This window comes from Tepidibacter aestuarii, assembly GCF_934924865.1.
GTDB lineage: Bacteria > Bacillota > Clostridia > Peptostreptococcales > Peptostreptococcaceae > Tepidibacter_A > Tepidibacter_A aestuarii.
In genome coordinates this window covers 611,282-637,251 of record NZ_OW235315.1, presented here as the reverse complement: position 1 = coordinate 637,251, position 25,970 = coordinate 611,282, and the positions used below count along the sequence as shown (strand labels likewise).

25 protein-coding genes, 1 riboswitch and 2 other annotated features are annotated in these 25,970 nt (G+C 29.4%); of the genes, 7 read left to right on the top strand and 18 right to left on the bottom strand.

Annotated elements, in window-relative coordinates:
• Nucleotides 1-14: 14 nt before the first annotated feature.
• The 4 genes from M2214_RS03045 to uppS all read right to left on the bottom strand — a co-directional run bounded on the left by M2214_RS03045 (nucleotide 15) and on the right by uppS (nucleotide 4,796).
• Nucleotides 15-1,589, bottom strand: a complete 1,575-nt coding sequence (locus M2214_RS03045) for an L-serine ammonia-lyase, iron-sulfur-dependent, subunit alpha (protein WP_248482693.1) — start codon at nucleotides 1,587-1,589, stop codon at nucleotides 15-17.
• Between the two features lie 25 nt (nucleotides 1,590-1,614).
• Nucleotides 1,615-2,571: an ornithine cyclodeaminase family protein gene (locus M2214_RS03040; RefSeq protein WP_248482691.1), complete on the bottom strand. Its 957-nt coding sequence runs from the start codon at nucleotides 2,569-2,571 to the stop codon at nucleotides 1,615-1,617.
• A 148-nt stretch (nucleotides 2,572-2,719) separates the two neighbouring features.
• Complete coding sequence (locus M2214_RS03035; RefSeq protein WP_248482689.1) at nucleotides 2,720-3,811, bottom strand: putative NPN-dependent ornithine cyclodeaminase; 1,092 nt, start codon at nucleotides 3,809-3,811, stop codon at nucleotides 2,720-2,722.
• Between the two features lie 337 nt (nucleotides 3,812-4,148).
• A complete protein-coding gene (gene uppS / locus M2214_RS03030; RefSeq protein WP_248482687.1) occupies nucleotides 4,149-4,796 on the bottom strand; it encodes a polyprenyl diphosphate synthase in 648 nt (215 codons plus the stop codon).
• A 138-nt stretch (nucleotides 4,797-4,934) separates the two neighbouring features.
• A riboswitch (TPP riboswitch) is annotated at nucleotides 4,935-5,042 on the top strand.
• Between the two features lie 77 nt (nucleotides 5,043-5,119).
• Between uppS and thiS the strand changes: the two genes are divergently transcribed.
• Genes thiS through thiE form a run of 6 tightly spaced genes read left to right on the top strand, consistent with a single transcriptional unit; the run spans nucleotide 5,120 to nucleotide 9,929 of the window.
• Nucleotides 5,120-5,314 (top strand): sulfur carrier protein ThiS, encoded by a 195-nt coding sequence (gene thiS / locus M2214_RS03025; protein ID WP_248482685.1) that lies wholly within the window; start codon nucleotides 5,120-5,122, stop codon nucleotides 5,312-5,314.
• Between the two features lie 2 nt (nucleotides 5,315-5,316).
• The gene (gene thiF, locus M2214_RS03020; RefSeq protein ID WP_248482683.1) at nucleotides 5,317-6,123 is read left to right on the top strand and encodes a sulfur carrier protein ThiS adenylyltransferase ThiF; all 807 of its coding nucleotides are present in this window, start codon (nucleotides 5,317-5,319) and stop codon (nucleotides 6,121-6,123) included.
• Nucleotides 6,124-6,134: 11 nt separating this feature from the next.
• Nucleotides 6,135-6,908 carry a thiazole synthase gene (locus tag M2214_RS03015; RefSeq protein WP_248482681.1) on the top strand — a complete coding sequence of 258 codons (774 nt, stop codon included), beginning with the start codon at nucleotides 6,135-6,137 and terminating at the stop codon, nucleotides 6,906-6,908.
• A gap of 2 nt (nucleotides 6,909-6,910) precedes the next feature.
• Complete coding sequence (gene thiH / locus M2214_RS03010; RefSeq protein ID WP_248482679.1) at nucleotides 6,911-8,014, top strand: 2-iminoacetate synthase ThiH; 1,104 nt, start codon at nucleotides 6,911-6,913, stop codon at nucleotides 8,012-8,014.
• Nucleotides 8,015-8,035: 21 nt separating this feature from the next.
• Nucleotides 8,036-9,373: a phosphomethylpyrimidine synthase ThiC gene (thiC, locus tag M2214_RS03005; RefSeq protein ID WP_248482677.1), complete on the top strand. Its 1,338-nt coding sequence runs from the start codon at nucleotides 8,036-8,038 to the stop codon at nucleotides 9,371-9,373.
• A complete protein-coding gene (gene thiE, locus M2214_RS03000) occupies nucleotides 9,345-9,929 on the top strand; it encodes a thiamine phosphate synthase (protein WP_248482675.1) in 585 nt (194 codons plus the stop codon). Before thiC ends, thiE begins: the two co-directional genes overlap by 29 nt.
• Nucleotides 9,930-10,087: 158 nt before the next feature.
• Here the strand turns inward: thiE and rplT are convergent, their stop codons facing one another.
• The 3 genes from rplT to infC are packed head-to-tail and all read right to left on the bottom strand — an operon-like array spanning nucleotide 10,088 to nucleotide 11,195.
• Nucleotides 10,088-10,444 (bottom strand): 50S ribosomal protein L20, encoded by a 357-nt coding sequence (rplT, locus tag M2214_RS02995; protein ID WP_248482673.1) that lies wholly within the window; start codon nucleotides 10,442-10,444, stop codon nucleotides 10,088-10,090.
• A gap of 32 nt (nucleotides 10,445-10,476) precedes the next feature.
• The gene (gene rpmI, locus M2214_RS02990; protein WP_248482670.1) at nucleotides 10,477-10,674 is read right to left on the bottom strand and encodes a 50S ribosomal protein L35; all 198 of its coding nucleotides are present in this window, start codon (nucleotides 10,672-10,674) and stop codon (nucleotides 10,477-10,479) included.
• Between the two features lie 26 nt (nucleotides 10,675-10,700).
• Nucleotides 10,701-11,195 (bottom strand): translation initiation factor IF-3, encoded by a 495-nt coding sequence (gene infC, locus M2214_RS02985; protein WP_330651580.1) that lies wholly within the window; start codon nucleotides 11,193-11,195, stop codon nucleotides 10,701-10,703.
• A gap of 82 nt (nucleotides 11,196-11,277) precedes the next feature.
• Nucleotides 11,278-11,407: a sequence feature (ribosomal protein L20 leader region), on the bottom strand.
• Between the two features lie 266 nt (nucleotides 11,408-11,673).
• Here infC and M2214_RS02980 point away from each other — a divergent pair.
• Entirely contained in the window at nucleotides 11,674-13,068 is a 1,395-nt protein-coding gene (locus M2214_RS02980; RefSeq protein ID WP_330651542.1) for an ATP-dependent metallopeptidase FtsH/Yme1/Tma family protein, read from the top strand.
• A 23-nt stretch (nucleotides 13,069-13,091) separates the two neighbouring features.
• Here M2214_RS02980 and M2214_RS02975 read toward each other — a convergent pair whose 3' ends face one another.
• The 11 genes from M2214_RS02975 to M2214_RS02925 all read right to left on the bottom strand — a co-directional run bounded on the left by M2214_RS02975 (nucleotide 13,092) and on the right by M2214_RS02925 (nucleotide 25,969).
• Nucleotides 13,092-15,074 carry a M4 family metallopeptidase gene (locus M2214_RS02975; RefSeq protein ID WP_248482667.1) on the bottom strand — a complete coding sequence of 661 codons (1,983 nt, stop codon included), beginning with the start codon at nucleotides 15,072-15,074 and terminating at the stop codon, nucleotides 13,092-13,094.
• A gap of 337 nt (nucleotides 15,075-15,411) precedes the next feature.
• On the bottom strand, nucleotides 15,412-16,155 hold the full coding sequence (locus tag M2214_RS02970; protein ID WP_248482665.1) for a LytR/AlgR family response regulator transcription factor: 744 nt from the start codon (nucleotides 16,153-16,155) through the stop codon (nucleotides 15,412-15,414).
• A gap of 66 nt (nucleotides 16,156-16,221) precedes the next feature.
• Nucleotides 16,222-16,353, bottom strand: a complete 132-nt coding sequence (locus M2214_RS02965; protein ID WP_248482663.1) for an AgrD family cyclic lactone autoinducer peptide — start codon at nucleotides 16,351-16,353, stop codon at nucleotides 16,222-16,224.
• 2 nt (nucleotides 16,354-16,355) lie between these two features.
• Entirely contained in the window at nucleotides 16,356-16,979 is a 624-nt protein-coding gene (locus M2214_RS02960; RefSeq protein ID WP_248482661.1) for an accessory gene regulator ArgB-like protein, read from the bottom strand.
• 14 nt (nucleotides 16,980-16,993) lie between these two features.
• Complete coding sequence (locus M2214_RS02955) at nucleotides 16,994-18,316, bottom strand: sensor histidine kinase (protein ID WP_248482659.1); 1,323 nt, start codon at nucleotides 18,314-18,316, stop codon at nucleotides 16,994-16,996.
• A 161-nt stretch (nucleotides 18,317-18,477) separates the two neighbouring features.
• Entirely contained in the window at nucleotides 18,478-20,397 is a 1,920-nt protein-coding gene (thrS, locus tag M2214_RS02950) for a threonine--tRNA ligase (RefSeq protein WP_305879807.1), read from the bottom strand.
• 64 nt (nucleotides 20,398-20,461) lie between these two features.
• Nucleotides 20,462-20,674: a binding site (T-box leader), on the bottom strand.
• A gap of 55 nt (nucleotides 20,675-20,729) precedes the next feature.
• Nucleotides 20,730-21,335 carry a DUF445 domain-containing protein gene (locus M2214_RS02945; protein ID WP_248482655.1) on the bottom strand — a complete coding sequence of 202 codons (606 nt, stop codon included), beginning with the start codon at nucleotides 21,333-21,335 and terminating at the stop codon, nucleotides 20,730-20,732.
• Nucleotides 21,336-21,346: 11 nt separating this feature from the next.
• Complete coding sequence (locus M2214_RS02940; RefSeq protein WP_248482653.1) at nucleotides 21,347-22,507, bottom strand: SpoIIE family protein phosphatase; 1,161 nt, start codon at nucleotides 22,505-22,507, stop codon at nucleotides 21,347-21,349.
• 10 nt (nucleotides 22,508-22,517) lie between these two features.
• Nucleotides 22,518-24,224, bottom strand: coding sequence for a [Fe-Fe] hydrogenase large subunit C-terminal domain-containing protein (locus M2214_RS02935; RefSeq protein WP_248482651.1), 1,707 nt, complete (start codon nucleotides 24,222-24,224; stop codon nucleotides 22,518-22,520).
• A 195-nt stretch (nucleotides 24,225-24,419) separates the two neighbouring features.
• Nucleotides 24,420-25,202: a putative sporulation protein YtxC gene (gene ytxC / locus M2214_RS02930; RefSeq protein WP_248482649.1), complete on the bottom strand. Its 783-nt coding sequence runs from the start codon at nucleotides 25,200-25,202 to the stop codon at nucleotides 24,420-24,422.
• A 5-nt stretch (nucleotides 25,203-25,207) separates the two neighbouring features.
• On the bottom strand, nucleotides 25,208-25,969 hold the full coding sequence (locus tag M2214_RS02925; protein WP_248482647.1) for a DUF6873 family GME fold protein: 762 nt from the start codon (nucleotides 25,967-25,969) through the stop codon (nucleotides 25,208-25,210).
• Between the last annotated feature and the right edge of the window lies 1 nt (nucleotide 25,970).

Below are 25,970 nucleotides of genomic sequence, written 5' to 3'. Positions count from 1 at the left end.
TCTTTTTTGTTTAGTTAATTTATTTCATTATTTATTCTTTTTGATGTTTCTGCAACTGATAACCCTGCAAGTTCTGTACATCTAAGTTCTACAGGAATCATTTTTCCAACCTGGTCCATGGCTTTAATAGTTTCATCAAGAGGAACTACCTTATCATATCCAGCAAGAGCCATATTAGCACTTGCAAGAGCATTAGTTCCAGCCAAAACATTCTTTCCAAGACAGGGAACCTCGACCCTTGATCCAACAGGATCACATGCAAGTCCTAAAACACTTTGAAGTGCCATTGAAGTTGCATCTACAGATTGTATAATGCTTCCTCCCATAAGCTGAACAAGTCCTGCTGCTGCCATTCCAGAACCAGATCCACACTCAGCCTGACAACCCCCAACTTCTCCTGCAAATGTGGCATGCTCAACTATAAATATACCTATCATACCAGACGCTAGCATAGCTTTAGTAATTTCATCTACACTTTTTCCCAACTGTATAGCTGTTCCTATTATAGTCCCAGGAAGCCCTCCACACGATCCAGCAGTTGGTGCTGCCGCAAATGCTCCCATCGAGCTTTTAACTTCCATTATTGCAGTTATAGATGCTATTACTTTATTTAGAACATCTCCTGGTATTAACTTACTTTGTTTTTGCGCTTCTTCTATCATCCATGATTGTGGTCCTAATATACGATTTTCATATTGTGTACCCTTAAGGCCTTCTTCAACTGAATTTATCATTATATTTACTATTTCTTTCATTTTATCAAATACTTCTTGCTCTGATATATTACCTCTTTTGCTTTCATATAAGACTGCAGCTTCCCATAATTCTAAGTCTTCTTTTTTAGCTACTTCAAGCATTTTTTCGCTCGTTAAAAAAGGAACTTCACAATCTTTATGTGACATAGTAGGAAGTACAGGCTTAAGTGATATTATGTTCAAAGCCTCACTCGAATTCTTTATATTATCTAATATATCTTTGCCAATTTCTTCTTGAGTTTTAACAACAACTACACCTTTTTTATCATTAATAGATGTAGTGCAATAATCAAAGCTATTTATACTTTCTTTTATATATTCACATTTTTTATTAAGTATTTCACAATCTACATTATCAAAAAATACAAGAGTCTCATAAAAATCTCCCTTTATAGATACTTCAACACCTTCTACTTCTTTTATCTCAATCATTCCACCACCAACAGATATAGCTGTTAAGCTTACAGTTTCACCGACATCACTCTTCATAGTCACCTTGTAAGTATTAGGATGATCTGCTTTATAATCTATTATGTTGAATGTAACTTCAACTCCAGCAGATTTAGCTTCTTCAAGTGCATTTACAAGCCTTGGATCATTTGCTTCAAAGTCTAATACTCCGCCAGCAATACCTATATCTGAGCCATGGCCATGATAAGTAGTAGCAAGCGACCCCTCTTTGTTAAAATCATTTATAACATGAGTAAGATTCCCTTTAACCATCTGTCTTGCAATTTTTCCTATTCTCAAAGCAGCTGCCGTATGAGAGCTAGACGGACCTCTCATAACGGGACCTATTACATCATTAAATATACTAGGTATTTCTTTAATCATATAATTCACTCCTTTTAATTATTTCTTAAAGGTTAATAACTTGTCCTAACCCCTTTTCTTTTGCTCTTGTATATATAAGCTCTGATACAACTATATCGAATAGTCCCATCCCTACTGATTTAAACAATGTAGTTTCTTCCTCTACTTTTTTTCCATTAACTAAGTCCATAAAAGGCTTTATCTGTTCTTGTTTTATCCAACCTTCTTTAAGAGGTGTTATTATATCCCCAGATTCCTCAGTTGCAAATTCCGTGTCTATATACAAGTTTTCTATAATATCAAATATAGCTTTTGGATATTCATGCATAGTAGGTTTATATGATCCTATAGCTATGAAATGCTTACCTTTTAATAATTCTTTATCATTTGGGATTACGGGTTCAACAGATGGTGTAGCGGTAATTATAACCTCTGAGTTTTTAACAACTTCTTTTGATGAATTAGCCGCTATTATCTCTATATTTGGAAGTTCTTTTTCGAGTCTCAAAACAAATTCTGGAAGTTTTTGGATGTAAGAATCGAACACAGTCACTTTTGTGAAATTTCTAGCCTTACAAGCATACAGAGTCTGGTAAAGTCCTTGTACACCAGTTCCTATTACCCCAAGAGTTTTTACATTCTGTGGTGATGTATATCTTATTCCAACTCCACCAACCGCTCCAGTTCTATAAGCTGTTATACTTGCACCATTAATCATGCATACTGGCTTACCTGTTTCTTTATCATTTAATAACATAAGACCATTAGTTACCGGTTCATTTTTTTTAGGATTTTCAGGGAATAGAGTCAATATTTTAGTCCCAAATATACTTTCGCTAAAACAAGGCATATATAATAATGTATTTTGGTCCTTATCTATATGGATTCTATCTGGCATAAAAAAAGCATTTTTTTCATATATGTGAAAAGCCTTTTCTACAGCATCCATTATTTCATCAAGCGAAACAGATTCTTTTATATCCTGTTCATTAAGGTATAACATTAAATTTATATTTTAAAAACGCATTTTTAAGTATTACTTAAATTTTATGTTATTTTTTTCATTTTATAAAAATAATATTATTTATATATTTACTCATTATAGGCAAAAGAAAAACCGATAGTTTGATAACTATCGGTTTTTAATATATTTATTTAGTTAAATTATTTTTTAAATTAACTAAGAAATCTTGAACATTAGTAACTATAGTACTAACTTCTAAAGTTCCTCTATCTCTTAACTTATTAACTGCAAATTCAGAAACATCAACACTGTATATATAAACAGGTCTTACTTCACCATTTACAACTGTATAAGATGGAGTCATATTTCCTGTTGCTATTGAGTGAAGTTGAGTTGCAAGACATATAACAGTTGTAGCTTTTCTAGTATGCTTTCTCATCTCATTTTGAGCTTGATACACATCACTTATAACTATAGGAAGAGGTCCGTCATCTCTTATAGACCCTCCAAGTACTATAGGTACATTGTTTTTAACACAAGCATATATAAGTCCATTATCTATATTTTCTTCTTCTATAAGCTTTTCTATACATCCTGCTCTTCTAGCTTTATTTAATAAATCTAAGTGATTGTAGTGTCCATCCTTCATAGATTTTTGAGTATATATATCTTGTCCTAGAGCTGTTCCTATAGTGGCAGCTTCTAAATCATGTGTAGCTACTGCATTTCCACCTAAGAATGCATGAGCATATCCATTTTCTATTAAAGCTTGCATAGCCTCTCTTGAATCTTTATCAAATACAGCTGCTGGTCCTAATACCCAAACTATATATCCATTTTCTTTTTCATATCTTAAAGCATCATATAAATCATCATAATCTTTAGAATATGCAGTTTCTCTAGATCTTCCACTTCTAAATGCAAAAGTCTCTTCGTCTTCTTCTTCATCACATTTAAAACCTTCAGTATATACATAAATTCCTTCGCTAGCATCTTCAGTTCTTCCAACTATAACTTTATCTCCAACGTGTAAGTTTCTAAACTCTTTTACCGCAACATCATCATTCTCAGTTACAGTCATTACACAGTCCATTCTACTTTCTTTAGCTAAAACCCATTTTCCATCTACTTTTAAGTATTCAGGGTATATTGTAGTCCCATGATAATTATCTGGAGCAACACCATCTTTAACAACCTCTACAGTTGTAACATTTGGTGCATTTTTTAAAAATTCTTGTTCAAAATTCGGTTCTCTGTATTTCGGTAATTTAAAACTCATTTATAATACCTCCGTAAGATTGTATTTTACTAAATTCCATCGTTCTGGTTTTATAAAATTTTAACACTCTTACATATTATATCAAATAATTGCATATAAATACACCCAACGACGTTTATTGTGAATTTTTTCATTTTTTTTTATATTCTGATTTTATTCTTTTTTATATGAATACGAATTTTATTTACCATTGAATACCACTATATATCTAAGAAGCACAAAGGGTATCGAAATGATTTTTTCAGTGTTTTTATCAGGTATTTAGCAACTTTAGCTTGAATTTTTAGTCAAAATTAAAAGAAAAAAGTGGTGTACATTTAATCGCACACCACTTTTTTTAGCCTCCAAGAGTTACATCTTGAGTTTCATACCAATTTAGAGCTTCATGTATATGTTGTTCTTTAAAGTCAGGCCAATAATCATCTACCACATAAAAATCGGCATATATCGATTGAACTGGTAAGAATCCACTGAGTCTTCTTCTACCACCCCATCTTATTATAAGATCAAGCCTTGATATATCTTTTGAATTTATATTTTCTATTATTTTATTTCTGTTAGTAGTAGCTTCATCAAATTTCAAATTCCCAAGATCCCAGTTCCATCCATAATTAACTAAGAAATTCACTTTCATACCTGCATTTCCAAAATCTTTTCTTGTAGTATATTCTTTCAACGCATCTGGAAACATAGGTGATTTATGATTCCCTACAACCAATAAAGAAGCATCTTCATTTTCAAGCATTTTTACAGCATCTACACAAGCTTTAGTAAATGTTTTTGTTTGAATAGATGGTCTTTTTGTATTATCCACAGTAAATCCATAATATGTTATCTCTTCTATACCTATCTTTTTACAAGTTCTAAATAATTCAAGACCAGGATTTAGCCCTTCATCATATCCCATTTCCTTACTCATACCATTGTTTTGAGCCCATCTTCTATTACCATCAGGTATTACCCCTATATGTTTTGGAATTCTCATACAAACCCTCCTCCAACCTATTTTTCTGTATTATTCACCTTACATAGGGAATTTATACTTTCATTACCAATTTTAAACTTTTTAAATTATATTGTTGAACAATATTTATTAATGTGTTATTATGAACCTAAATTAAATAGTTTTCGCTAGGGGTGCTGGTAGGCCAGCTGAGATTAAGACCCATAAGTCTTTAACCCTTAACCTGATCTGGATAATGCCAGCGTAGGGAAGTGTATGTGTATATATTTGTATATGTAAATATATAGGTGCAAATCCTTTTCTGGATTTGCACCTTTTTTATTTTTCAGAAAGGAGGTATAAATATGATTGTTAACGGAGAGAAAATGTCTTTCAACCAAGATATAACAGTCAAAGACCTTATTTTAAACTTAAATTTAAAGCCACAAACAATTGTTGTTGAAGTCAATTTAAATATAATACCTAAAGATCAATATGAAAGCACAATTATTCATGAAAATGATAAGGTTGAAATAATCAATTTTGTTGGAGGTGGCTAAGGTTGAAAATATATGTGAATCAGAAAAAATACAATATAGAGCCAAATACAACTGCTTATGAAGTAAGGGATTCTTTTAAAAAAGATGCAGATGTAATTATCCTAAATGGATTTATTATAAATAAAGATACAAAGCTTAATGAATTAGACACTATAACACTTATAAAAAAAGGAGAACAACCATCTAAAGAAGAATTAGAACATCTTTTGGTATCAAGACACACCCCTAATATTCATGAAAAAATAAAAAAATCTACAATAGCAATAGCAGGTCTTGGTGGCCTTGGTTCAAATATAGCTGTATCTTTAGCTAGAATAGGTATTGGAAAGTTACTTTTATTCGATTTCGATGTAGTAGAACCTAGTAATCTAAATAGACAACAATATTTTGTAAAACATATAGGAATGAATAAAACAGATGCAATAAAAGATATTATTTATCAATGTAATCCATTTGTAGATGTTTATACAAAAAATATATTTATAGATAAAAATAATATAAAAGATTTATTCAAAGATGTTGAAATTATAGTTGAAGCATTTGATAATCCAGAATCAAAAGCCATTTTAGTAAACACTGTTCTTTCTGAAATGCCAAACAAAAAGATAGTAGCAGCATCTGGATTAGCAGGATATTTTTCATCAAATTCAATAATCACTCATAAGATAAAAGACAATCTATATATTGTTGGTGATAATAAATCAGAAGCAAAACCAGGATGTGGTCTTATGGCTCCAAGAGTTGGAATTGCCGCTAATCATCAAGCTAATATGGTTCTAAGACTTATTCTAGGTGAACAAGAAACTTAAGGGGGTTTATTATGGATAAATTAAAAATAGGCGGGACTGAGTTAGATAGTAGATTATTTATAGGAACAGGTAAGTATTCTTCAAACGATATATTACCTAAGGTTATAGATTCTTCTAAATCTCAAGTTGTAACAATGGCTTTAAGAAGAGTTAATTTAGATTCTCCAAAAGAAAATATATTAAATTACATAGATAAAAGTTGTATTTTACTTCCTAATACTTCTGGTGCTAGAAACGCTGAAGAAGCAGTTAGAATAGCAAGACTTGCAAGAGCTGCTGGATGTGGTAATTGGATAAAAATTGAAGCTATTTCTGATAATAAATATCTTCTTCCAGATAACTATGAAACAATTAAAGCTATAGATATATTAGCAAAAGAAGGCTTCGTAGTCCTTCCTTATATGAACCCAGATTTAATGGATGCTAAGAGAATGGTTGATGCTGGAGCTAGTGCTATAATGCCACTTGGTTCTCCTATAGGAACTAATAGAGGTATTAGAACTGAAGAAATGATACAAATCTTAATAGATGAAATAGATATACCTATCGTTGTAGATGCAGGAATTGGAAAACCTTCTCAAGCAGCACAAGCAATGGAAATGGGTGCAGATGCAGTTCTTGTAAATACAGCTATAGCATCATCAAATGATCCTATTATGATGGGAGATGCTTTTCGTAATGCTGTAATCGCCGGAAGAAAAGCATACCTTGCAAAACTCGGATCAGTTAGAAAAATAGCTAGCGCCTCTTCTCCCCTTACAGGATTCTTGCAAGGAGATGAGTAATAATGAGTTTTTATGATGAATACTTAAAATACAAAAATTTTGATTTTGAAACTTTTTTTAATAATATAACCGATGAAGATATATTAAATACAATAAACAAGGACAAGCTGGATAAATTTGATTTTTTAAAACTATTATCACCTACTGCTGAAAAATATTTAGAACAAATGGCAGTTAAATCAAACAAGTTATCGCTTCAACACTTCGGAAAATCTATAATTTTATATACACCTATGTATCTAGCTAATTATTGTTCTAATAGATGTGTCTATTGCAGCTTCAATGTCGAGAATAATATAAGCAGAAAACAACTAACTCTTGAAGAAGTTGAAATAGAAGCTAAAAACATATCAAAGACCGGTCTTAAGCACATATTGATTTTAACTGGAGAGTCTAAATCAAAAACACCTGTTTCTTATATAAAAGATTGTGTTCAAATACTTAAGAATTACTTTGATTCTATATGTATTGAAATTTATCCGCTTGAAGAAAATGAATATAAAGAACTCATATCTGCAGGTGTAGATTCTCTTACTATATACCAAGAAGTATATAACGAAGATATTTATGACAAGGTTCATATATCTGGCCCTAAGAAAGACTATAAATTTAGACTCGATGCTCCAGAGAGAGGATGTAAATCCAAAATGAGATCTGTAAATATAGGTGCTTTGCTTGGTCTTTATGATTTTAGAATTGAAGCTTTCCTAACAGGTCTCCACGGATATTATCTTCAAAGTAAATATTTAGATGTAGAAATTAGTTTTTCACTTCCTAGAATACGACCTCATGTAGGGAGTTTTATGGATTTACATGATGTAAATGATAAAAACTTAGTTCAAATAATGTTAGCGCTTAAGTTGTTCATGCCTTATGCTGGTATAAATATTTCAACTAGAGAAAGTGAAGGCTTTAGAGAAAACCTTATTCCTCTTGGAATTACTAAAATGTCAGCAGGAGTTTGTACTGAAGTTGGAGGACATTCTAAGTCTAATAAAAGTTCCAGTCAATTTGAAATATCAGATACAAGAAGTGTTTCAGAGATTGCAATATCACTCGAAGAAAAAGGTTATCAACCCATATTTAAAGATTGGGTTAACTTATAATTATAAATGGAGGTTTTTAATATGAATTATACAACTCAAATGGATGCTGCAAGAAAAGGAATTATAACTAAAGAAATGGAAATAGTTGCGGTGAAAGAAAATATGGACGTAAATCTGCTTAGAGACTTAGTAGCTAATGGTAAAGTTGCGATTCCTGCAAATAAAAATCATAAATCTTTAAGTCCAGAGGGTGTAGGCGAAGGTCTTAGAACTAAAATAAATGTAAACTTAGGTATATCAAAAGACTGCCCAAGTATAGAGCCCGAAATAGAAAAAGTAAAAAAAGCAATTGATCTTAAGGCTGAAGCTATAATGGATCTTAGCTCTTTTGGTAAAACAGAAGAATTCAGAAAAAAAGTTGTTGAGATATCACCTGCAATGATAGGAACTGTTCCAATGTATGATGCTGTTGGTTTTTATGATAGAGAACTTAAAGATATAACAGCTAAAGAGTTTTTAGATGTTGTTGAAAAACATGCAAAAGACGGTGTAGATTTTGTAACTATTCATGCCGGTCTTACTAAAGTAACTTGCGATACTTTCAAAAAAAATAAACGCCTTACTAATATAGTTTCAAGAGGTGGTTCTTTGTTATTCGCATGGATGGAACTTAACAATAGCGAAAATCCATTTTACGAGCACTATGATAAGCTTTTAGATATTTGTGAAGAATACGATGTTACTTTAAGCCTTGGTGATGCTTGTCGTCCTGGTTCTATCAACGATTCTACTGATGCATCTCAAATTGAAGAGCTTATTGTTTTAGGAGAACTTACAAAAAGAGCATGGGAAAGAAATGTTCAAGTCATAATTGAAGGTCCTGGCCATATGCCTATTAATGATATAAAAGCTAATATGATTCTTCAGAAAAAACTATGTCACGGCGCTCCTTTTTATGTTCTAGGCCCTATTGTAACTGATATAGCACCCGGATATGACCATATAACAAGTGCTATAGGAGGAGCTATAGCTGCAAGCTGTGGTGCTGACTTTTTATGTTATGTAACACCAGCAGAACACTTAAGACTACCTACCCTAGATGATATGAAGGAAGGTATAATAGCAACAAGAATTGCAGCTCATTCAGCAGATATTGCAAAGGGTATTAAAGGAGCAAAAGATTGGGATTACCAAATGAGTAAAGCTAGACAAAGCTTGGATTGGGAAAAAATGTTTGAACTTTGCATAGATGAAGATAAAGCAAGAAAATTTAGAAGAGAATCTATGCCAAAACATGAAGACAGCTGTACAATGTGTGGAAAAATGTGTTCGATGAGAAATATGAACAAAATACTAGCTGGAGAAGATGTCAATATATTAAGGGACGATAATGAACATGTTACATCTTGTAACAAATAGAAAATTAATACCTGATGGTAATATATTAAGAGTAGTTGAAGAGTCTGTAGATGCAGGAATTGATGCTATAATACTTAGAGAAAAAGACCTAGATTATGACACACTTTACAAAATGGCTAAAAAAATAAAAATAATAGCAGATAAGAAGAACGTTCCACTTATAGTAAATGGTAATTTAGATGTTGCTAGAGATTTAAAGTGCCATGGCTTCCATATAGGATTCAACTGCATAACAAACAAACTTCCTATCTTTGACGGAATAATAGGGGTTTCTATACATAGTGTAGAAGAGGCAATTCAAGCTCAAAACCTAGGAGCTGATTACATAATAGCAGGACATATATTCGTAACAGATTGTAAAAAAGGACTTAAACCTAGAGGTATAGAATTTATAAAAAAATTAAAACAAAATATTCAAATCCCTATAGTATCTATAGGTGGCATAAACGAAAATAATATAAACACTGTATATGAATGTGGTTCAAGCGGAGTTGCAATAATGTCTTCAATAATGAAATCTGATAATATTTATGATACAATTCACAATTTAAAATAATAAATTAAAGTAATAAAAAAGTCTACCTTTAAAGATTCTAAAGGTAGACTTTTTTGAAATTCGTAACGAAAATTATACTTACCCATAATTTAGATAGAAATATAATTTCCTACTCATTATAAAAAAATCCTTAGATAAAATCTAAGGATTTTGCTTTATTATTTTAAGTTTTGCTTAGCAGTTTCAACTAATTGCTTAAAGCCTTCTGCATCACTTATAGCCATCTCAGCTAACATTTTTCTGTTTATGTTGATATTAGCTACCTTTAATCCGTTTATGAATTTAGAATAAGATAATCCATGCATTCTAGTTCCTGCATTTATTCTTTGGATCCAAAGCTTTCTGAAATCTCTTTTCTTAAGCTTTCTTCCTACATAAGCATGCTTTAATGCTTTCATTACAAATGCATTAGCCGGTCTAAATAATCTACTTCTAGATCCTCTGTATCCCTTTGCAAGCTTTATTATTTTTTTATGTTTTTTACGCGCGTTAACTGCTTTTTTTATTCTTGCCATTTTTCACGACCTCCTTTGTTTAAATATTCATCCTATACGTATGGTAATAATCTTGCTATTCTCTTTTGATCTCCATCACTTACTAATCCTGCTTTTCTAAGGTTCATCTTAGTCTTAGCGCTCTTCTTAGTTAATATATGGCTCTTGTAAGCTTTAGCTCTCTTTAATTTACCTTTTCCTGTAGCTTTGAATCTCTTAGCTGCTCCTCTGTGAGTTTTCATTTTTGGCATGCTAATTTCCTCCTCTCAAAGTGTAATTATTTTTTATTAGGATCTAATGTCACAACCAATCTATTCCCTTCAAATTTAGGGCGATTCATTGGAGTTCCAACCTCTTTAACAATATCTATAAACTTGTTAACAACCACTAATCCTGCATCTTTGTGGCCCATCTCTCTACCCCTAAATCTAAGCTCCACTTTAACCTTATCACCTTTTGATAAAAACTTAATAGCTTGCTTAGCTTTAGTATTCAAGTCATTGTCTTCTATTGATGGTCTTAACCTTATTTCTTTTAAAGTTACTGTTTTTTGCTTCTTCTTTGATTCTTTTTCTTTTCTAGACTGTTCGTATTTAAACTTACCATAATCCATGATTTTGCACACTGGCGGTTTTGCATTTGGTGATATTTTAACCAAATCCACATTTGCTTCATTAGCCATTATTTGTGCTTCTCTAGCCGAAACAATTCCTAATTGCTCGCCTGTTTGAGATAGAAGTCTTACTTCCCTATCTCTTATCTCTTCATTAATTGGTAGCTCTTTAATAGTTAGACACCTCCAAATAATATTAAAATAATAAAATTTATATTAAATAAAATTTTATCTATATTATCTTAAAATAAAAAAACGGATAGCATAAGCTATCCGTATATACTCAACATAACCAAGATTAAAAATCTAGTTATTAACCCTACAACTTTAATCAGAGCAAGGTGAGAAGTGGATAACTTCTACTTCATTTAACATCAACTATATTATCATTTTAAATTTAATATGTCAACATTTTTTTAAAATTAATTGTATACTATGAAATTTAAATATCAATAATATATTATAAAGATAATTTGGCTTTATTTATGAACTTCAAAAGCCTTAATTTAAAACTTTTAGACTAAATATTTTTTTATTTTAATGATGGTAAAATTAACAAATAATAATCTTACACTTTTAGGAGAAACTAAAAATAACTACAAAATAACCTAACATTTAGAGGTGTTGCTTTATGAGTATGATTAAAGAAATATTCAAGAAATTCAATATGCCAGTAATAACTTTTAATCATAGTAAGATGGAGAAAGATTCTGGCAAAGATGATGGAAGTTTTTCAAAACCCAAAACTACTTTTAAAGATGTAGCTGGTCTTGAAGAAGTAAAAGAAGAATTATTTGAATTAGTAGATTTTATAAAAAACCCAGAAAAATACAAACAAATGGGTGCTACTATTCCGAAAGGTGTCTTATTCAATGGTCCTCCGGGAACAGGAAAGACATTACTTGCTGCATCTGTTGCAGGTGAAACCAATTCAGCTTTTTTTAATACAACAGGCTCAGAATTCGTAGAGAAGTATGTGGGTGTTGGTGCAAAAAGAGTAAGAACTCTATTTGAAAAAGCTAGAAAGGAATCTCCAAGCATCATATTTATAGATGAAATAGATGCTATAGGAGCAAAAAGACATCTAGAGAGTAATAACGAAAAAGATCAAACTTTAAATCAACTCCTAGTTGAAATGGATGGATTTAATAAGGACTCCAACGTGATAATCGTAGGCGCAACAAACAGATTAGATCTATTAGACGAAGCTTTACTAAGACCCGGAAGATTTGACAGACACATATATATAGGAAACCCAAATTGCCACACAAGACATCAGATTCTAAAAGTCCATACAAAAAATAAACCTTTAGATGAATCTGTAAATCTTGAAGAGTTAGCAAAAAAAACACACGGCCTTAGTGGTGCTCACTTATCCAATATAGCAAATGAAGCTGCTATAATGGCTGTAAGAGAAAATAAATCCACTATAAATAGACAACATTTTGATAATGCAATCGAAAGAATTCTTGCTGGACTTGAAAGTAAGAATAGTAAATTAGTAGAAAGAGAAAAGAAAATAGTATCTTATCACGAGGCTGGACATGCTCTTATAAGCAACCTAGTTGGAATAAATCCAATTCAAAAAATATCCATTGTTCCTAGAGGCCAAGCTTTAGGTTATGTTCTTCAGCTTCCAGATGAAGATAGATTCATCCACACAAAAGAAGAACTTCTAAACAAAATAAAAATCCTACTGGCTGGAAAAGCTTCTGAAGAATTAATATTCAGCCATACATCAACAGGCGCTAAAGATGATTTGAAGAAGGTAAGTTCTATTACAGATCAGATGATTTGTGAATACGGTATGAGTTCATTAGGCTCTGCTACAATTGAAGGAAATAACAAGAATCTAATGATAAATAAAATTCAAAATGAATCTAATTCTATAATTAAAGAGTGTTATGACCAAACACTAGCATTACTAAAAAAACATGTAGAAGAACTTCACCTAGTATCTAATCACCTTTATGAAAATGAAACTTTAACTCATGACGAACTAAAAGATATAATAAAAAGAGTCTATACATAATGTATAGACTCTTTTTTTATATTTTAATAAACGCCTACAGAATCAAATGATTCTGCCACAGATCTTGATTCATTACTATCCTCTCCATATAAGTCTTTTGCTGATTGTATTAATGCAAGTCGTGCATCATGGAAATTAGATGTTTTAACTAAATAATTAGTAAGTGCATGATAATATATTTGCCCAGTCTTATTATGCCCAATACTTTGAATTACATTGTATGCTGCTTTATTAGGTATACCTGAATTAGTATGAACACCACCATGATCTTCTGTAGTATTTATATAATCATCCATATGAGCTGGTTGTGCTCTATAAGCTTTGTCACTTCCTGGATTAGCCATATCTCTTAATGCATCATTCGGATTATTAGGAGTCCAAATGTCTTCTCCTAATAAATAATCAGCTTTTTCTGGTTGATATTCAAACTCTATTAAAGTTCCAAATACATCTGAAAATGATTCATTTAAAGCTCCTGATTGATCCTGATACTCAAGATTAGCTGTACGCTCTGTAACCCCATGTGTTATTTCGTGCCCTACTACGTCTAAAGATCCAGATAAAGCTGCTGCTTCTACCCCATCTCCATCTCCATAAATCATTTGAGTTCCAACCCAAGCTGCATTAGAATACCTCTTTCCATAGTGAACTGATGATATAATATCCATACCTCTATCATCTATACTATTTCTATCAAAATTATCTTTATAGTAATGATATACATAATTTGCATATTTATGTGCATCTACTGCTGCCTTTTGATTATTTGCATCAAATTTATTGTCTCTATCTACCATCAAATCTCCAGGTAAATATAATGATGCCCAGTAATCTCCCCATTGAGTAGGTACTTTTGTTGCATCGTAAGTTACTATACTTGTTTCTGAACTTACATCATCTTTCATTTCATAGTTATCATTATTATAGTTAAGATTTATCTCTTTTTCATCTCCTAATACTCCTATTCCAGATCCAGTTACAGAAGCTGTAGCTAATTTATTGCTCTTCCTTATAATATCTCCAGTTCTTTCATTAACAAAAACCTGCCAATCTGCAAGTTCTGGCTCCGCAACTATTAACCTTACCTCATAAACAGGAATATATCTTCCTTCTAAATCATATAAATACTTCTTAACTTCTGGTTCATTGATTAATTTTTCTGCTTCCACTTCTGTTTTAGCAGCCTCTACAGCCATAGTTTGATCTATTCCTAAAGATCTTTTAGTTCTTTTTGAAACTTTATTGTATATTTCATTATCTATTTTTCCATTAATAGCATATATAGAGCCTTCTTCGTCAAAATGTACTATATATTCTTTTCCATAAATAGGGTTTCCTTTATATAACTGCTGCAATTTGATGTGAGTATTTCCTAATTTGTCAGTATTTTTACTTATAATCTCAAACTCGTCTTTAGCATTGTCTATTTTAAAAGTTTCTTTATTTTCTTCAAAAAACTCTATAATCCCATTAAAATTTTTAGATTTTTTACCAGAGTTTTTAATCTTAATAAATTCTAACCCACTTTTTTCTTCTAACTTAACTTCTTTTTTTAGTACTTTTTCTAGCTTAGCTTCCTCTTTCTTTACTTCTTCTACCTCAACTTCCTCTTTCTCTACTTCTTCTACCTTAACTTCCTCTTTCTTCACTTCTTCTTTCTCTACTTCTTCTACCTTAACTTCCTCTTTCTTCACTTCTTCTTTCTCTACTTCTTCTACCTTAACTTCCTCTTTCTTCACTTCTTCTTTCTCTACTTCTTCTACCTTAACTTCCTCTTTCTTCACTTCTTCTTTCTCTACTTCTTCTACATTAGCTTCCTCTTTTATTATTTTAGCCTCTTCCTTAACTTTATCAATTAAGTTTTCCTCTTCAGTAGATTGTACCTGAACATTTTCATTTACTACTATTTTATTAGGGGTCACATCCTGAGCACTAGCTACTGGTGTAAATAACATAGAGCCAGTCATCACTGTTGATAACGCAATTGAAGTTATTTTTCTTTTCATTAATAATCCCTCCCATTTAAACTTTTTAACAATTTTTATGTAATAATAGTAGTTAAACCCATTCCCTCCTTATATTTTATTTTTATATATACTACACCAGCGATTATTTTCTTACAAACTATAGTACAAGCACGTACAGCTATTTTTATGTTATAAAAACTATACATATAAACTATAAAAGTATATTCGAGGGTAATTTTCTTAATATTTTGTTTTTTTAAATCACATCACTTTATTTCATATGCTTCTATATTTATTTCTAACAATATAATGTATTTAATAATAAAAAAAGAGCTATCTAGCTCTAGAAACTAACTCCTATTTTAAGATAGCTTATTTATATAACTTTCTTTTTGTATAAATATAATTCATTCAGAAATTTTATTTCATTTTTTTTACTTAACAATGCCCTTAATTCGCTCTCTCTAAAAGAAACTTCAAATGATGTTTTATTATATGGTAATATCTTATTCACTTTATTTATATTTACTATAAATGATTTATGAGATCTAAAAAAATTAGAAGATAATCTTTTTTCTATATCATAAAATGATTCATAAAAATCTTCTTGAATTTCAGAAGTATATATCCTAGTTAATCTTCCATTTTTCTCAAACATATATACATCATTTAGATTAACTATATATCTATTTCTATCTTTTTTAAATATAAACTTTTCTTCATTATCAGAAATTTCTATAGCATTTTTCTTTAAATTTATTTCTTTTACAGCTTTTTCTAAAGTTGCTATAAGCCTTTTTTCATTGAAAGGCTTCATTATATAATCAAGTGAATAAACATCAAATGCATCAAGTGCATACTCTCTAAATCCTGTAACAAATATTATATATACATCTGGATTTATCTTAAATATATCTTTAGCTGCATCTATCCCATTTTTATAAGGCATATCTATATCAATTATAAGAATATCAAATTCACCTTTTTTAATTTCTTTAACAGCTTGTAATCCATTTTCTGCTGTTTTTATAAACTCTATACCCTTAAGCTTACTTGCAACTTTTACAATATGATTTCTTACTATTTTATCATCATCACATATAAGTACATTTATCCCCATATTAGCATCTCCATTTCATAATTTTAGAATATAAAACCTGTACACATTAAATGTACAGGTCTTATATTATTTTTGTAATTTTTTTGGTGTTTTTGGTTGGTACAAAGCACGTGTGCTCGCTGCATTACATGTATTTTCAGCAACCTTATCTAAGTATTTTTTTGCTGAAATTAATGCTATTTTCTTTAAGTTTTTCATTTTTAAATCCCCCTTTTTAAAATATTGTCAAATCTATTAATAGTCCTATAAGCTATAGGATGTAATAATATCATTTGTATAAAAATTCCTATAAATCCAGCTAAAACAAAAGTATATTCTATCTCGTAATGCAAGCATCCAAACATAAAACATGTATATAATATAAATAAATATACTGTTATTTTTTTAAACTTTTTCTTTTCCTTTTCATCACTGATAATTCTATTAGGTGTATCTTTAGGTGCAAACCTAATAATAGAATACATACTATATATTATTATCAAAGCAATAAATAATATCAAAATACTATAATTAATATTATTTTCACACAATTTAACAATCATAGATGATCCTATAAATAAAGTCATCGTGAGAATCATACACCCCTTATATGTATTAGCATGTACTCCTCCGGAAAAGGTTCTGAATAAAGCAAATGTAGTAGATATTATAAGCGCATACTTCAAAACTCCAAATAATAACCCTAAAATTATTAGCATTATAATTTTAAAACAGCCACCTATAACTACAAACGAGCCATACTCTATTACCTCTCTATTTTCTTCATCAAGATTTAATTGATTTTGAAAATACAATGATATTTTATTAGATATATTTCCAACCACAGTTTATCACTCCATTAATACTTAGGTATTACAATACTAAATTCAGTTATTTTCTCATCACTTTCTACAAATATACTAGATTTATATTTTTCAAGAGTTTGTCTTACTATATAAAGTCCAAATCCTCTATCTTTACCCTTTTTAGTGCTAAATCCTTCTTCAAATACCCTATCTATAAACTCTATTTTTTCTCCATTATTTTTCAGCTTAAATATATAACATAACTCATCTCCATAAATAGTTAATTCTACATATTTATTATTTTGTTCAATTTCATCAAGTGCATCAAATGCATTATCTATAACATTAGATACTATATTACAGATTTCAAAATTAGGAATTTTCAATTCTATTATTTTGCTTTTTACATTAGTTTTAAATTCTATCTGCCTGTGCTTTGATTGTTCCTCTTTAAGGCTTATAACAGCATTTAAAAATGTATTCCCAGTATCTATGTATTTAGCCTCACTATTTATATAATCTGTTAAATTATCTATATAGTCTTTAGCACTATCAAACTTATCGTCATCCAACAAAGATGATATAATCTGCATATGTCTCAAATAATCATGTCTTTGTTTTTTTAAAATATTTATATTTTTTTTCATATCTTCTAAACTTTTTTCTATTAAAATAGTTTCATACTGTTTTTTTATATTTTTGTCTACAAACCTGAATATCATCATCAATACTAAAAACAGTAACAAAAACAAGCAAGCTACTATTATTAAATTTATTTTTTCTTTTAGGCTAAAAATATCATTTTCAAATATTTTAACATACATATCAAATACTACTATCATTATAAAATTCAATATTAAAAACATAGTAGATATAGCTTTATTATCTACTATATAATCCATATTTTCTTTATTCATATAAAATTTATAGAATACTATATTTTTTTTATATATTATAAAAGCTACTATTCCTAATAAAATCAAAGAGGGATAAAAAAATAATATACGCAAAATTTCGTTTTCTAATAAATTAATATATTTTAAATTTAATATATATATATATATTAAATTTAAATATTGAATTAAGAATGAAATCATAGTAGCAAAAGTAATTCCTATGAAACAACTCTTTAAATCTATTTTGAAAAAAAAATGTATTAACAGTATTAAAATAATTGTTACTATCCATGAATGTATATCAACAGGTAGTGCCAAATAATTCATATACAAATAAAAAAATATCCCTTCTATAACAGACATAACAAATATTTTTTTAAAATCAACTTTATATCCTATAGACGTTACAGCTATTAGCAGTATAAAAAATGCCTCCGGTATACTTCCAAATATTATAGTCAGCCAAGTCACATGTCCCATTTTACCACCATTTCAAATATATAGAATTTTATATAAATTATAACACACAACTGGATATTTTTGTGTTATTTTGTAATTTTCTAGTTTTCATTACTTCTTTTTCTATTTTTATTTAATTTAATTTATAAAAAAATGCCGACTCATGTGAGCCGGCGTTTTCTTTATAAGCTATTAGTTCTTTCTTTTTGTTCTTTTAATATACTTTCTATAAATTCATCAACAGATATAGATCCTATTTCTCCTTTATCTCTTGAACGAACAGATATTTCATTATTTTCTTGTTCCTTTTCTCCTACAATTAACATGTAAGGAACTTTCTCAAGTTGTGCTTCTCTGATTTTGTATCCTATTTTTTCTGCTCTATTATCTATTTCTACTCTAATTCCTTTATCAAATAAGATTTCTTTTACTTTATTTGCATAATCTATATATTTATCAGATATAGGAAGTACCTTAACTTGAACAGGAGCTAACCATAATGGGAACTTACCTGCAAAGTGCTCTATTAATATACCTATGAATCTTTCTATACTTCCAAATGCAACTCTGTGTATCATAATAGGTCTATGCTTTTCTCCATCTTTTCCTACATAAGTTAAGTCAAATCTTTGAGGTAACTGCATATCTAACTGTATAGTTCCACATTGCCACGTTCTTCCTATACAATCTTGTAAATGGAAGTCTATTTTAGGTCCGTAGAAAGCTCCATCGCCTTCATTTAATTTATAATCAAGTCCTAATTCTTCTAAAGCTTCTCTTAATCCATTTTCAGCTACTTCCCATTCTTCATCAGTTCCAATAGATCCTTCTGGTCTTGTAGATAATTCTACATGGTATTTAAATCCAAAAGTCTTATATACCTCATCTATTAACTTAGCAACACCTTTTATTTCATCTTTTATTTGCTCAGGTAGCATGAATATATGTGCATCATCTTGAGTAAATGCTCTAACTCTCATAAGTCCATGTAATGCTCCAGATAATTCATGTCTATGAACTCTTCCTAATTCCGCAACACGCATTGGGAAATCTTTGTATGAATGCATTTGAGTTTTATATGCAAGCATTCCACCTGGACAGTTCATAGGCTTTATAGCAAAATCTGATTCATCAATTTGAACTGTGTACATATTTTCTTTATAGTGATACCAGTGTCCTGAAGTCTCCCATAAACCTTGGTTTAATATTATAGGAGTTTCTATTTCAACATACCCATCTTTTCTATGAATTTCTCTCCAGTATTCTAATAATTTATTCTTAAGTTCCATTCCTCTTGGTAAGAATAATGGGAACCCTGGGCCTTCATCTGGAATTACAAACAGTCCTAATTCTTTACCTAGTTTTCTATGATCTCTCTTTTTAGCCTCTTCAAGCATTGTTAAATATGCTTCTAAGTCTTTATTCTTTTCAAATGAAGTACCGTATATTCTTTGAAGCATTTTATTTTTTTCATCACCACGCCAGTAAGCTCCAGCTACACTTAATAGCTTTATAGATTTAACTTTTTTAGTAGTCGGAAGGTGTGGCCCTCTACATAAGTCTACAAAATCTCCTTGCTTGTAAAAAGATAGAACTTCTCCTTCTGGAAGATCTTCTATTAATTCAACTTTGTAATCTTCATTTTTTTCTTTCATTAATTTTATAGCTTCTTCTTTTGAAAGTTCAAAACCTTCTATAGCTAAATCTTCTTTAACTATTTTCTTCATTTCAGCTTGTATTTTTTCTAAATGATCATTAGTTAATCTTTCTTCTAAATCTAGGTCATAATAGAATCCATTGTCTATCGCTGGTCCTATAGCAAGCTTTGCTTCAGGGTATAATCTTTTTATAGCTTGAGCTAGTATATGAGCACTTGTATGTCTGAATACTTCTTTACCTTCAGCATCATCAAATTTTAATAAGTTAATTTCTGAATCTTCTTCTAATTTATAATTAACTCCAACAGTATCTCCATTTACCTGTCCTGCAACTATATTTCTTGCAAGCCCTTCGCTTATTGATTTAGCAACATCTAGTATAGATATACCTTTATCAAATTCTTTTACTGATCCATCTTTTAAAGTAACCTTTACTTTACCCATCATCTTCACCCTCCTGTATTTATCAGTTATTTTGATTTTAAATATAAAAAACTCGTCCCATAAAATCTGGGACGAGTATAATCTCGCGGTTCCACCCAAGTTGGCAAAAGCCCTCTTGAAGATTATAAGGTAATCATCCTAAATTTTTCATCTAAAGACTACTCAATTCAACTCTAAGGTAGTTTTCAATTATCCATATTTAGAAATGCTCTCAGCCGGTGACACTTCTTCTCTTGAAACTGGGTATAATCTACTCTTCCTTATTCATCGCTTTATCATTAATTTGATTTTATATGATTATATATCTCATAAAATAAATTGTCAATGTTTTTTTAAAAATTAATTACAATTATACCTTGAAGTATACCTATAAAAAATCCTAATATAAGTCCTAATACCTCTATATGCTTTAATTCTTTTTTAGCTATACTTATTATTATTTCTTCTAATTTTTCTAAATCAAATTCATTTATTTTATCTTCTACCATTTTTCCTATTTTTATTCTTTTTGCTGATTTATGAATTAAATATCCACTTAAATCTCCTATTACCTGTCCTATTTCTTCTTGAATTATTTTGTCCAAATATTCTTTTATCATACCTTTAAATGTTACAGGTATAAATGGAGGAAGCTTTTGTTCTATAATCTCATCAGCCTTGAGTTTTACAGCCTTTATAAGGTTTTCCTTATCTTCTTCTTTTATCATATTAGTTATTATATCTTCTACAGATATAAGTTCCTGTTCTACTACATCTCCTATAGATTTTGCTATTTCTTTTCTTCTTTTTGGTATAAGTCCCTCTATTTTTAAGTTTATAATAGGTATATTTACAGGTTTTATAGGTCTAAATATTAACTTTATGGCAAGTATATTAGTTACCCAACCTATAACAGCTCCTATTGATCCTAAAAATAGTATCTTCATCATAATTGTCATTTGTTTCCTCCTTAGTAATAAAATACATTAACTATTTTACCCAGTTCAATTAATTTATCTTTTATATTTTCTACAATTTCAATTTTAGTTGCCAAATCCTCAGGAAAACCAAAATCTTCATAAGCTGAATTAACACTTCTTCCAAGTAAAAAATCAATATGAGTACATTCGTCGATCAATATTTTGAGTATTTTATATGCTGCATTTTGATCTTTATCGTCTTTAAATATATCATCTATATCATACTTATTATTCTTATAATCATCAAGTACTTCAAGTACTTTTTTTAAGGTTAACACACCTTCAGTAACTAAATCAATATTTTTTATATATCCAGCAGGAGGTATATCTCCTTTTATATTTTTCATATCCATCTCAAAATCAGTACCTAACTCTCTTGCAACTATTTTAGCTGCACTTCCTCCGCAAACTATTTTTTTACCTTTGCTTTTAATAAGGTTTTGAACTATTATTTTATCATATTCAGCATCTAGTGGTGGTCCAGTAAATAATGTTACATGTTTATTTTCCATTACTTTTATCGAAAGTACAGTAGTATCATCTCCAGGTTTTTGAAGATATAAATCATCACATATTCCAATTACTTTTTTGATTAAACTCAATGAAGATACGTTATACGGAATCGTTTGAATGTATTCAGATACGCTTTTTAAATCCCAGCCTAAATTTAAAATTTTTCCGCTTCCAGCATTTAATACCCCATCACTAAAAGAGACTATTATATCGTCTTTCTGTAAATTAAACTTAGATTCTCTAACTCTTCTACCTGATATTATAACCTCTTCGCCTTCAATTATATCAATCTTTCCATTTCTTTTAATAAGAACCTCAGGATTATCAAATCTAGCTATATAACATTCGCCGACATTAGATATATATATTATCGTAAAGGTAGAGTAAGCCAGATGTCTAACCTTACAAGTTGGCAATGTATTGATTATTGTATCTACAACCTCTTCTATGCTAAGTCCATTTTTCATCATAGTCACAGCTATTTTAGATGTAAGTGTAGCCAATATATTGGCTTTTACTCCAGATCCTAATCCATCTGATAATACCGCTATACATCCTGTATCCAATTTTTCTATTTCTACTTTATCACCACACAGCTCTTCTTTATCTTTATTTAAACTTACAGATGCTATATCCACAAAATATTGTTTAATCTTCCTCCTCTCCCTTCATAGCTAATTCTTTTAATTTAGTCAATATAACCTTAGTTTCTGCAGTAGTTTCTCCCATCAAAGAAGCTATTTCTTGGGCTACTCTCATTTGCTTATTGATTACATCTTGAGCTGTATTTATTGTATTTAACTTAACCTCTTTTATCCTTTTTCTTTGATTTTCTTCTTTAGTTATATCTATGTATATTCCAAGTAAAGCCCTATGCTCATTTAATGAAACTATACTTCCCTGAAGATCCTTATTATACTCTTTCCATTTTAATTTTTTAGATATAATATCGTTTTTATTGTATAAAACATCTATAAAGTGCTTAATATCTATATAATCCCCTATGTACTCCCCAATTAATTCTTCTTTGGATTTTTTTATTACATTTGCCATGGAATTATTTATATCCATTATTCTAAAGTCATGACTTACTATTACTATATAATTCGGCGTAGCTTCAAATATGACATTACTTACAGCTTCAACTCTGTCTTTCATATATCCCATACACATATGCCTTTGAGCTAAATTTCTGTATACAGCTATAGCCTTATCTTTGCAAGTATCATATCCACAAGCACCACAATTTAGTTCATCTTTAACTGTTTTTTTACCTATAGAAACTAATATCTCTCTTATCTCATATTCAGTTGGATCATCGAATTTTATACCATAGCTCTTAAATTCTTTTTCTAAACTTAAATTTTCAAACACACCTCTTATATCATTCAAATACTCTTCATCCAAAGTTCTCCCCTGAGTGTATTGTTTTACCTTGTTTTTTCTATAATGTATCCCTCTATCATGCTTAAATCCTATTCCACCTACACATGATCCCATGCATGAATTAAGTTCTATAAACACATTAGTAAGTTCATTATTCTCTATGCTATTAATCAAATTTTTAACATTATCCATCCCCGAAACTTTTATTTTATCTATATTTCCCATATTAAAAATCATTCCTTCTTCTACAGGAAATAAAGATATATCGCCTAAAGGTTTATTATCAAATTCATTTTCCTCTATATTCTTTATATCTATATTGTTTATCAAGCTTATACACTCTTGTATACTTATAACCTTGTCAATCACTTCAAAACTATCATCATCTAAAGATTCATATTTTTTAGATATACAAGGACCTATAAAAACCACCTTTATATCTTCTCCATATATTTTTTTTAGATATTTACCATGGGCTATCATAGGAGAATCTATAGGCATTAAATATTTAACTACTTTTTCATGATATTTAGTTATTAAGTAATTTATAGTAGGACAGCAAGATGATATATATATCTTTTGTTTATTATTTTTTATATAATTTTCATATTCTTCCGTCACAATTTTTGCACCAACTATAGTTTCTTCTACTTTATAAAATCCTATTTTTTTAAGAGCTCCTATGAATTTTTTATAATTCATATTTTCTAAATCTGCTACTGAAGAAGGTGCTACACTTGCTACAACTTTATATCCAAGTTTTATGTACTCTTTTACTTGTCCTAAATCAGACATCATTTTTTTTGAATCCTGAGGACATGCTTTAAAGCATTTCCCACAACCAATACACAATTCCTCTACAATATATGCCTTGTCATTTTCTATTTTTATAGCTTTAACAGGACATTCTCTTATACATTTATAACAGTTCTTACAGTTCACATTTGAAAAATTTAATATATCATTCATTAAACCATCTCCAAAAAAATTTTTAAAAATCACTTCAGTCTATCGCATATCTCATGTCGCTAACGAGCCCTAAAGGCCTCTGTTATATATCAATATAAGTTTTGTTAATAGTATAACATCTATTTTTTTATAAACTCTACAATTAGTTTATATTTACAACCTTAAAATGTCAATTAAAGACAAAAAAATAGAGCATTAAGCTCTATATCCAATCGTAACCCTTCCTTCAAATATTGCATTTATAGTTTCTATGATCTCTTTTGACACATTGTTCTCTAAGTTATCTTGAATATATATTTGTTTTGGACACAATGTTATCAATGCACTTATTAAAAAATCCTCTTCATTCATATTTTGTTTTAACGCTATATTGAATATATCTTCTATATAGTTTTCCTCTAAGTTTCTATCATGCTTATCATATAATTTAAATGTCCCATCTTTTTCTATATATAATTTTAAAATATCTATTTTTTCTTCTTGTACATCAACAAAATATTTCAATAAATTTATAAACTCATTATAGTCTTTTTCAATTAAATATTCCTCAAAACCTCTATCCTTTAATTCTAATACATAATCCATAAAATCTCTCAACCTAAATTTTATAAATCCATTTATATTTAAATAATCGTTATCTGAAAGATACGTATACATTCTGTTAAATAAAATTTGTTTTATCTCCTTTTCCTTACTATTAAACAATCCTAAAGAACATTTATATATATTATCCACTTCAGATAAATATGTATTTCTATAGCTTGTATTTACAACTTCTTTTAAAACTTTATTTTTAACTGTATTTATAATAAAGTTAGTTAATTGTGAACATATTAATAATTTTGTTTGTTGTTTATCTTCATCAACAGGTATATCTATTTCAATTAATCCCTTTAGTTGACTTACATTTTTATTTAATTTGATTACATTTGCCAATTCTTTATAATCATTACTTATACCTAAACATATGTGTTCCATCAAAGTCACTCCTTTCTAGTCATAACAGGAATTATAGAACCTAGGTCTATAAGCTTATTAGTTCCCAATGATATTATATTCTTACCTCTTTTATTAACAAATTCTTTTATTTTATTGTAATCTGGATGTTTTTTTATATCGCCCAAAAACGCTAATTCATCGTAGGATAAAAGACCACTAACACCTCCAATAAAACCATAGTTCATATCAAATAAATCTATGCTTCCTGTTTTTATTAATAAGCAGTCTATCTTATTATATTTTAAAACTTCTTTATATATACCTGCGTCAGATGTTATTATGGAATTCTCATCTACAATACATATACAACATTTAGAATATCCTTGTTTAACATTTATTTTTTTAATGTTGTTATCATTTATATATTTAATTATATTTTCATCTGTGTATTCAAAGTTGTGTATTGCATAGTCTCCAAACAAGGCTACATTATAACTTATATTATAAGGATATTTATTTTTGATATAATTGGTTCCTTTAATTATGTTAAATCCATATCCACTCAATATATTTTTATATTGTTCATATAAATTTGGAGCTACTACTATGTCTCCTTTTCCTAAATAACACATTTGCATATCTGCATGGTATTTAACTGCTTCATACAATTCTTCACATCCGTATGTCTTTATTATTTCTATATTTCTATTTTTTAATTCATATTCTATATCTTTAGGTATTCTATCATCTATTATTATATGACTCACTTTTTGTTGTGGTATAAATGTTTTATCTAAAAATTTCATA

Coding starts and splice junctions, on each gene's coding strand:
- M2214_RS03015 (WP_248482681.1), top strand. CDS start 6,135: ATGGATAAATTAAAAATAGGCGGGACTGAGTTAGATAGTAGATTATTT.
- M2214_RS03035 (WP_248482689.1), bottom strand. CDS start 3,811: ATGAGTTTTAAATTACCGAAATACAGAGAACCGAATTTTGAACAAGAA.
- M2214_RS02965 (WP_248482663.1), bottom strand. CDS start 16,353: ATGAAAAACTTAAAGAAAATAGCATTAATTTCAGCAAAAAAATACTTA.
- M2214_RS02975 (WP_248482667.1), bottom strand. CDS start 15,074: ATGAAAAGAAAAATAACTTCAATTGCGTTATCAACAGTGATGACTGGC.
- ytxC (WP_248482649.1), bottom strand. CDS start 25,202: ATGGAACACATATGTTTAGGTATAAGTAATGATTATAAAGAATTGGCA.
- thiS (WP_248482685.1), top strand. CDS start 5,120: ATGATTGTTAACGGAGAGAAAATGTCTTTCAACCAAGATATAACAGTC.
- M2214_RS03045 (WP_248482693.1), bottom strand. CDS start 1,589: ATGATTAAAGAAATACCTAGTATATTTAATGATGTAATAGGTCCCGTT.
- thiH (WP_248482679.1), top strand. CDS start 6,911: ATGAGTTTTTATGATGAATACTTAAAATACAAAAATTTTGATTTTGAA.
- thiE (WP_248482675.1), top strand. CDS start 9,345: ATGAACATGTTACATCTTGTAACAAATAGAAAATTAATACCTGATGGT.
- M2214_RS02935 (WP_248482651.1), bottom strand. CDS start 24,224: ATGAATGATATATTAAATTTTTCAAATGTGAACTGTAAGAACTGTTAT.
- thiC (WP_248482677.1), top strand. CDS start 8,036: ATGAATTATACAACTCAAATGGATGCTGCAAGAAAAGGAATTATAACT.
- thrS (WP_305879807.1), bottom strand. CDS start 20,397: ATGGGTAAAGTAAAGGTTACTTTAAAAGATGGATCAGTAAAAGAATTT.
- rpmI (WP_248482670.1), bottom strand. CDS start 10,674: ATGCCAAAAATGAAAACTCACAGAGGAGCAGCTAAGAGATTCAAAGCT.
- rplT (WP_248482673.1), bottom strand. CDS start 10,444: ATGGCAAGAATAAAAAAAGCAGTTAACGCGCGTAAAAAACATAAAAAA.
- M2214_RS02925 (WP_248482647.1), bottom strand. CDS start 25,969: ATGAAATTTTTAGATAAAACATTTATACCACAACAAAAAGTGAGTCAT.
- uppS (WP_248482687.1), bottom strand. CDS start 4,796: ATGAGAATTCCAAAACATATAGGGGTAATACCTGATGGTAATAGAAGA.
- M2214_RS02970 (WP_248482665.1), bottom strand. CDS start 16,155: ATGGGGATAAATGTACTTATATGTGATGATGATAAAATAGTAAGAAAT.
- M2214_RS02955 (WP_248482659.1), bottom strand. CDS start 18,316: ATGGGACATGTGACTTGGCTGACTATAATATTTGGAAGTATACCGGAG.
- M2214_RS02980 (WP_330651542.1), top strand. CDS start 11,674: ATGATTAAAGAAATATTCAAGAAATTCAATATGCCAGTAATAACTTTT.
- M2214_RS02945 (WP_248482655.1), bottom strand. CDS start 21,335: ATGACAATTATGATGAAGATACTATTTTTAGGATCAATAGGAGCTGTT.
- M2214_RS03040 (WP_248482691.1), bottom strand. CDS start 2,571: ATGTTATACCTTAATGAACAGGATATAAAAGAATCTGTTTCGCTTGAT.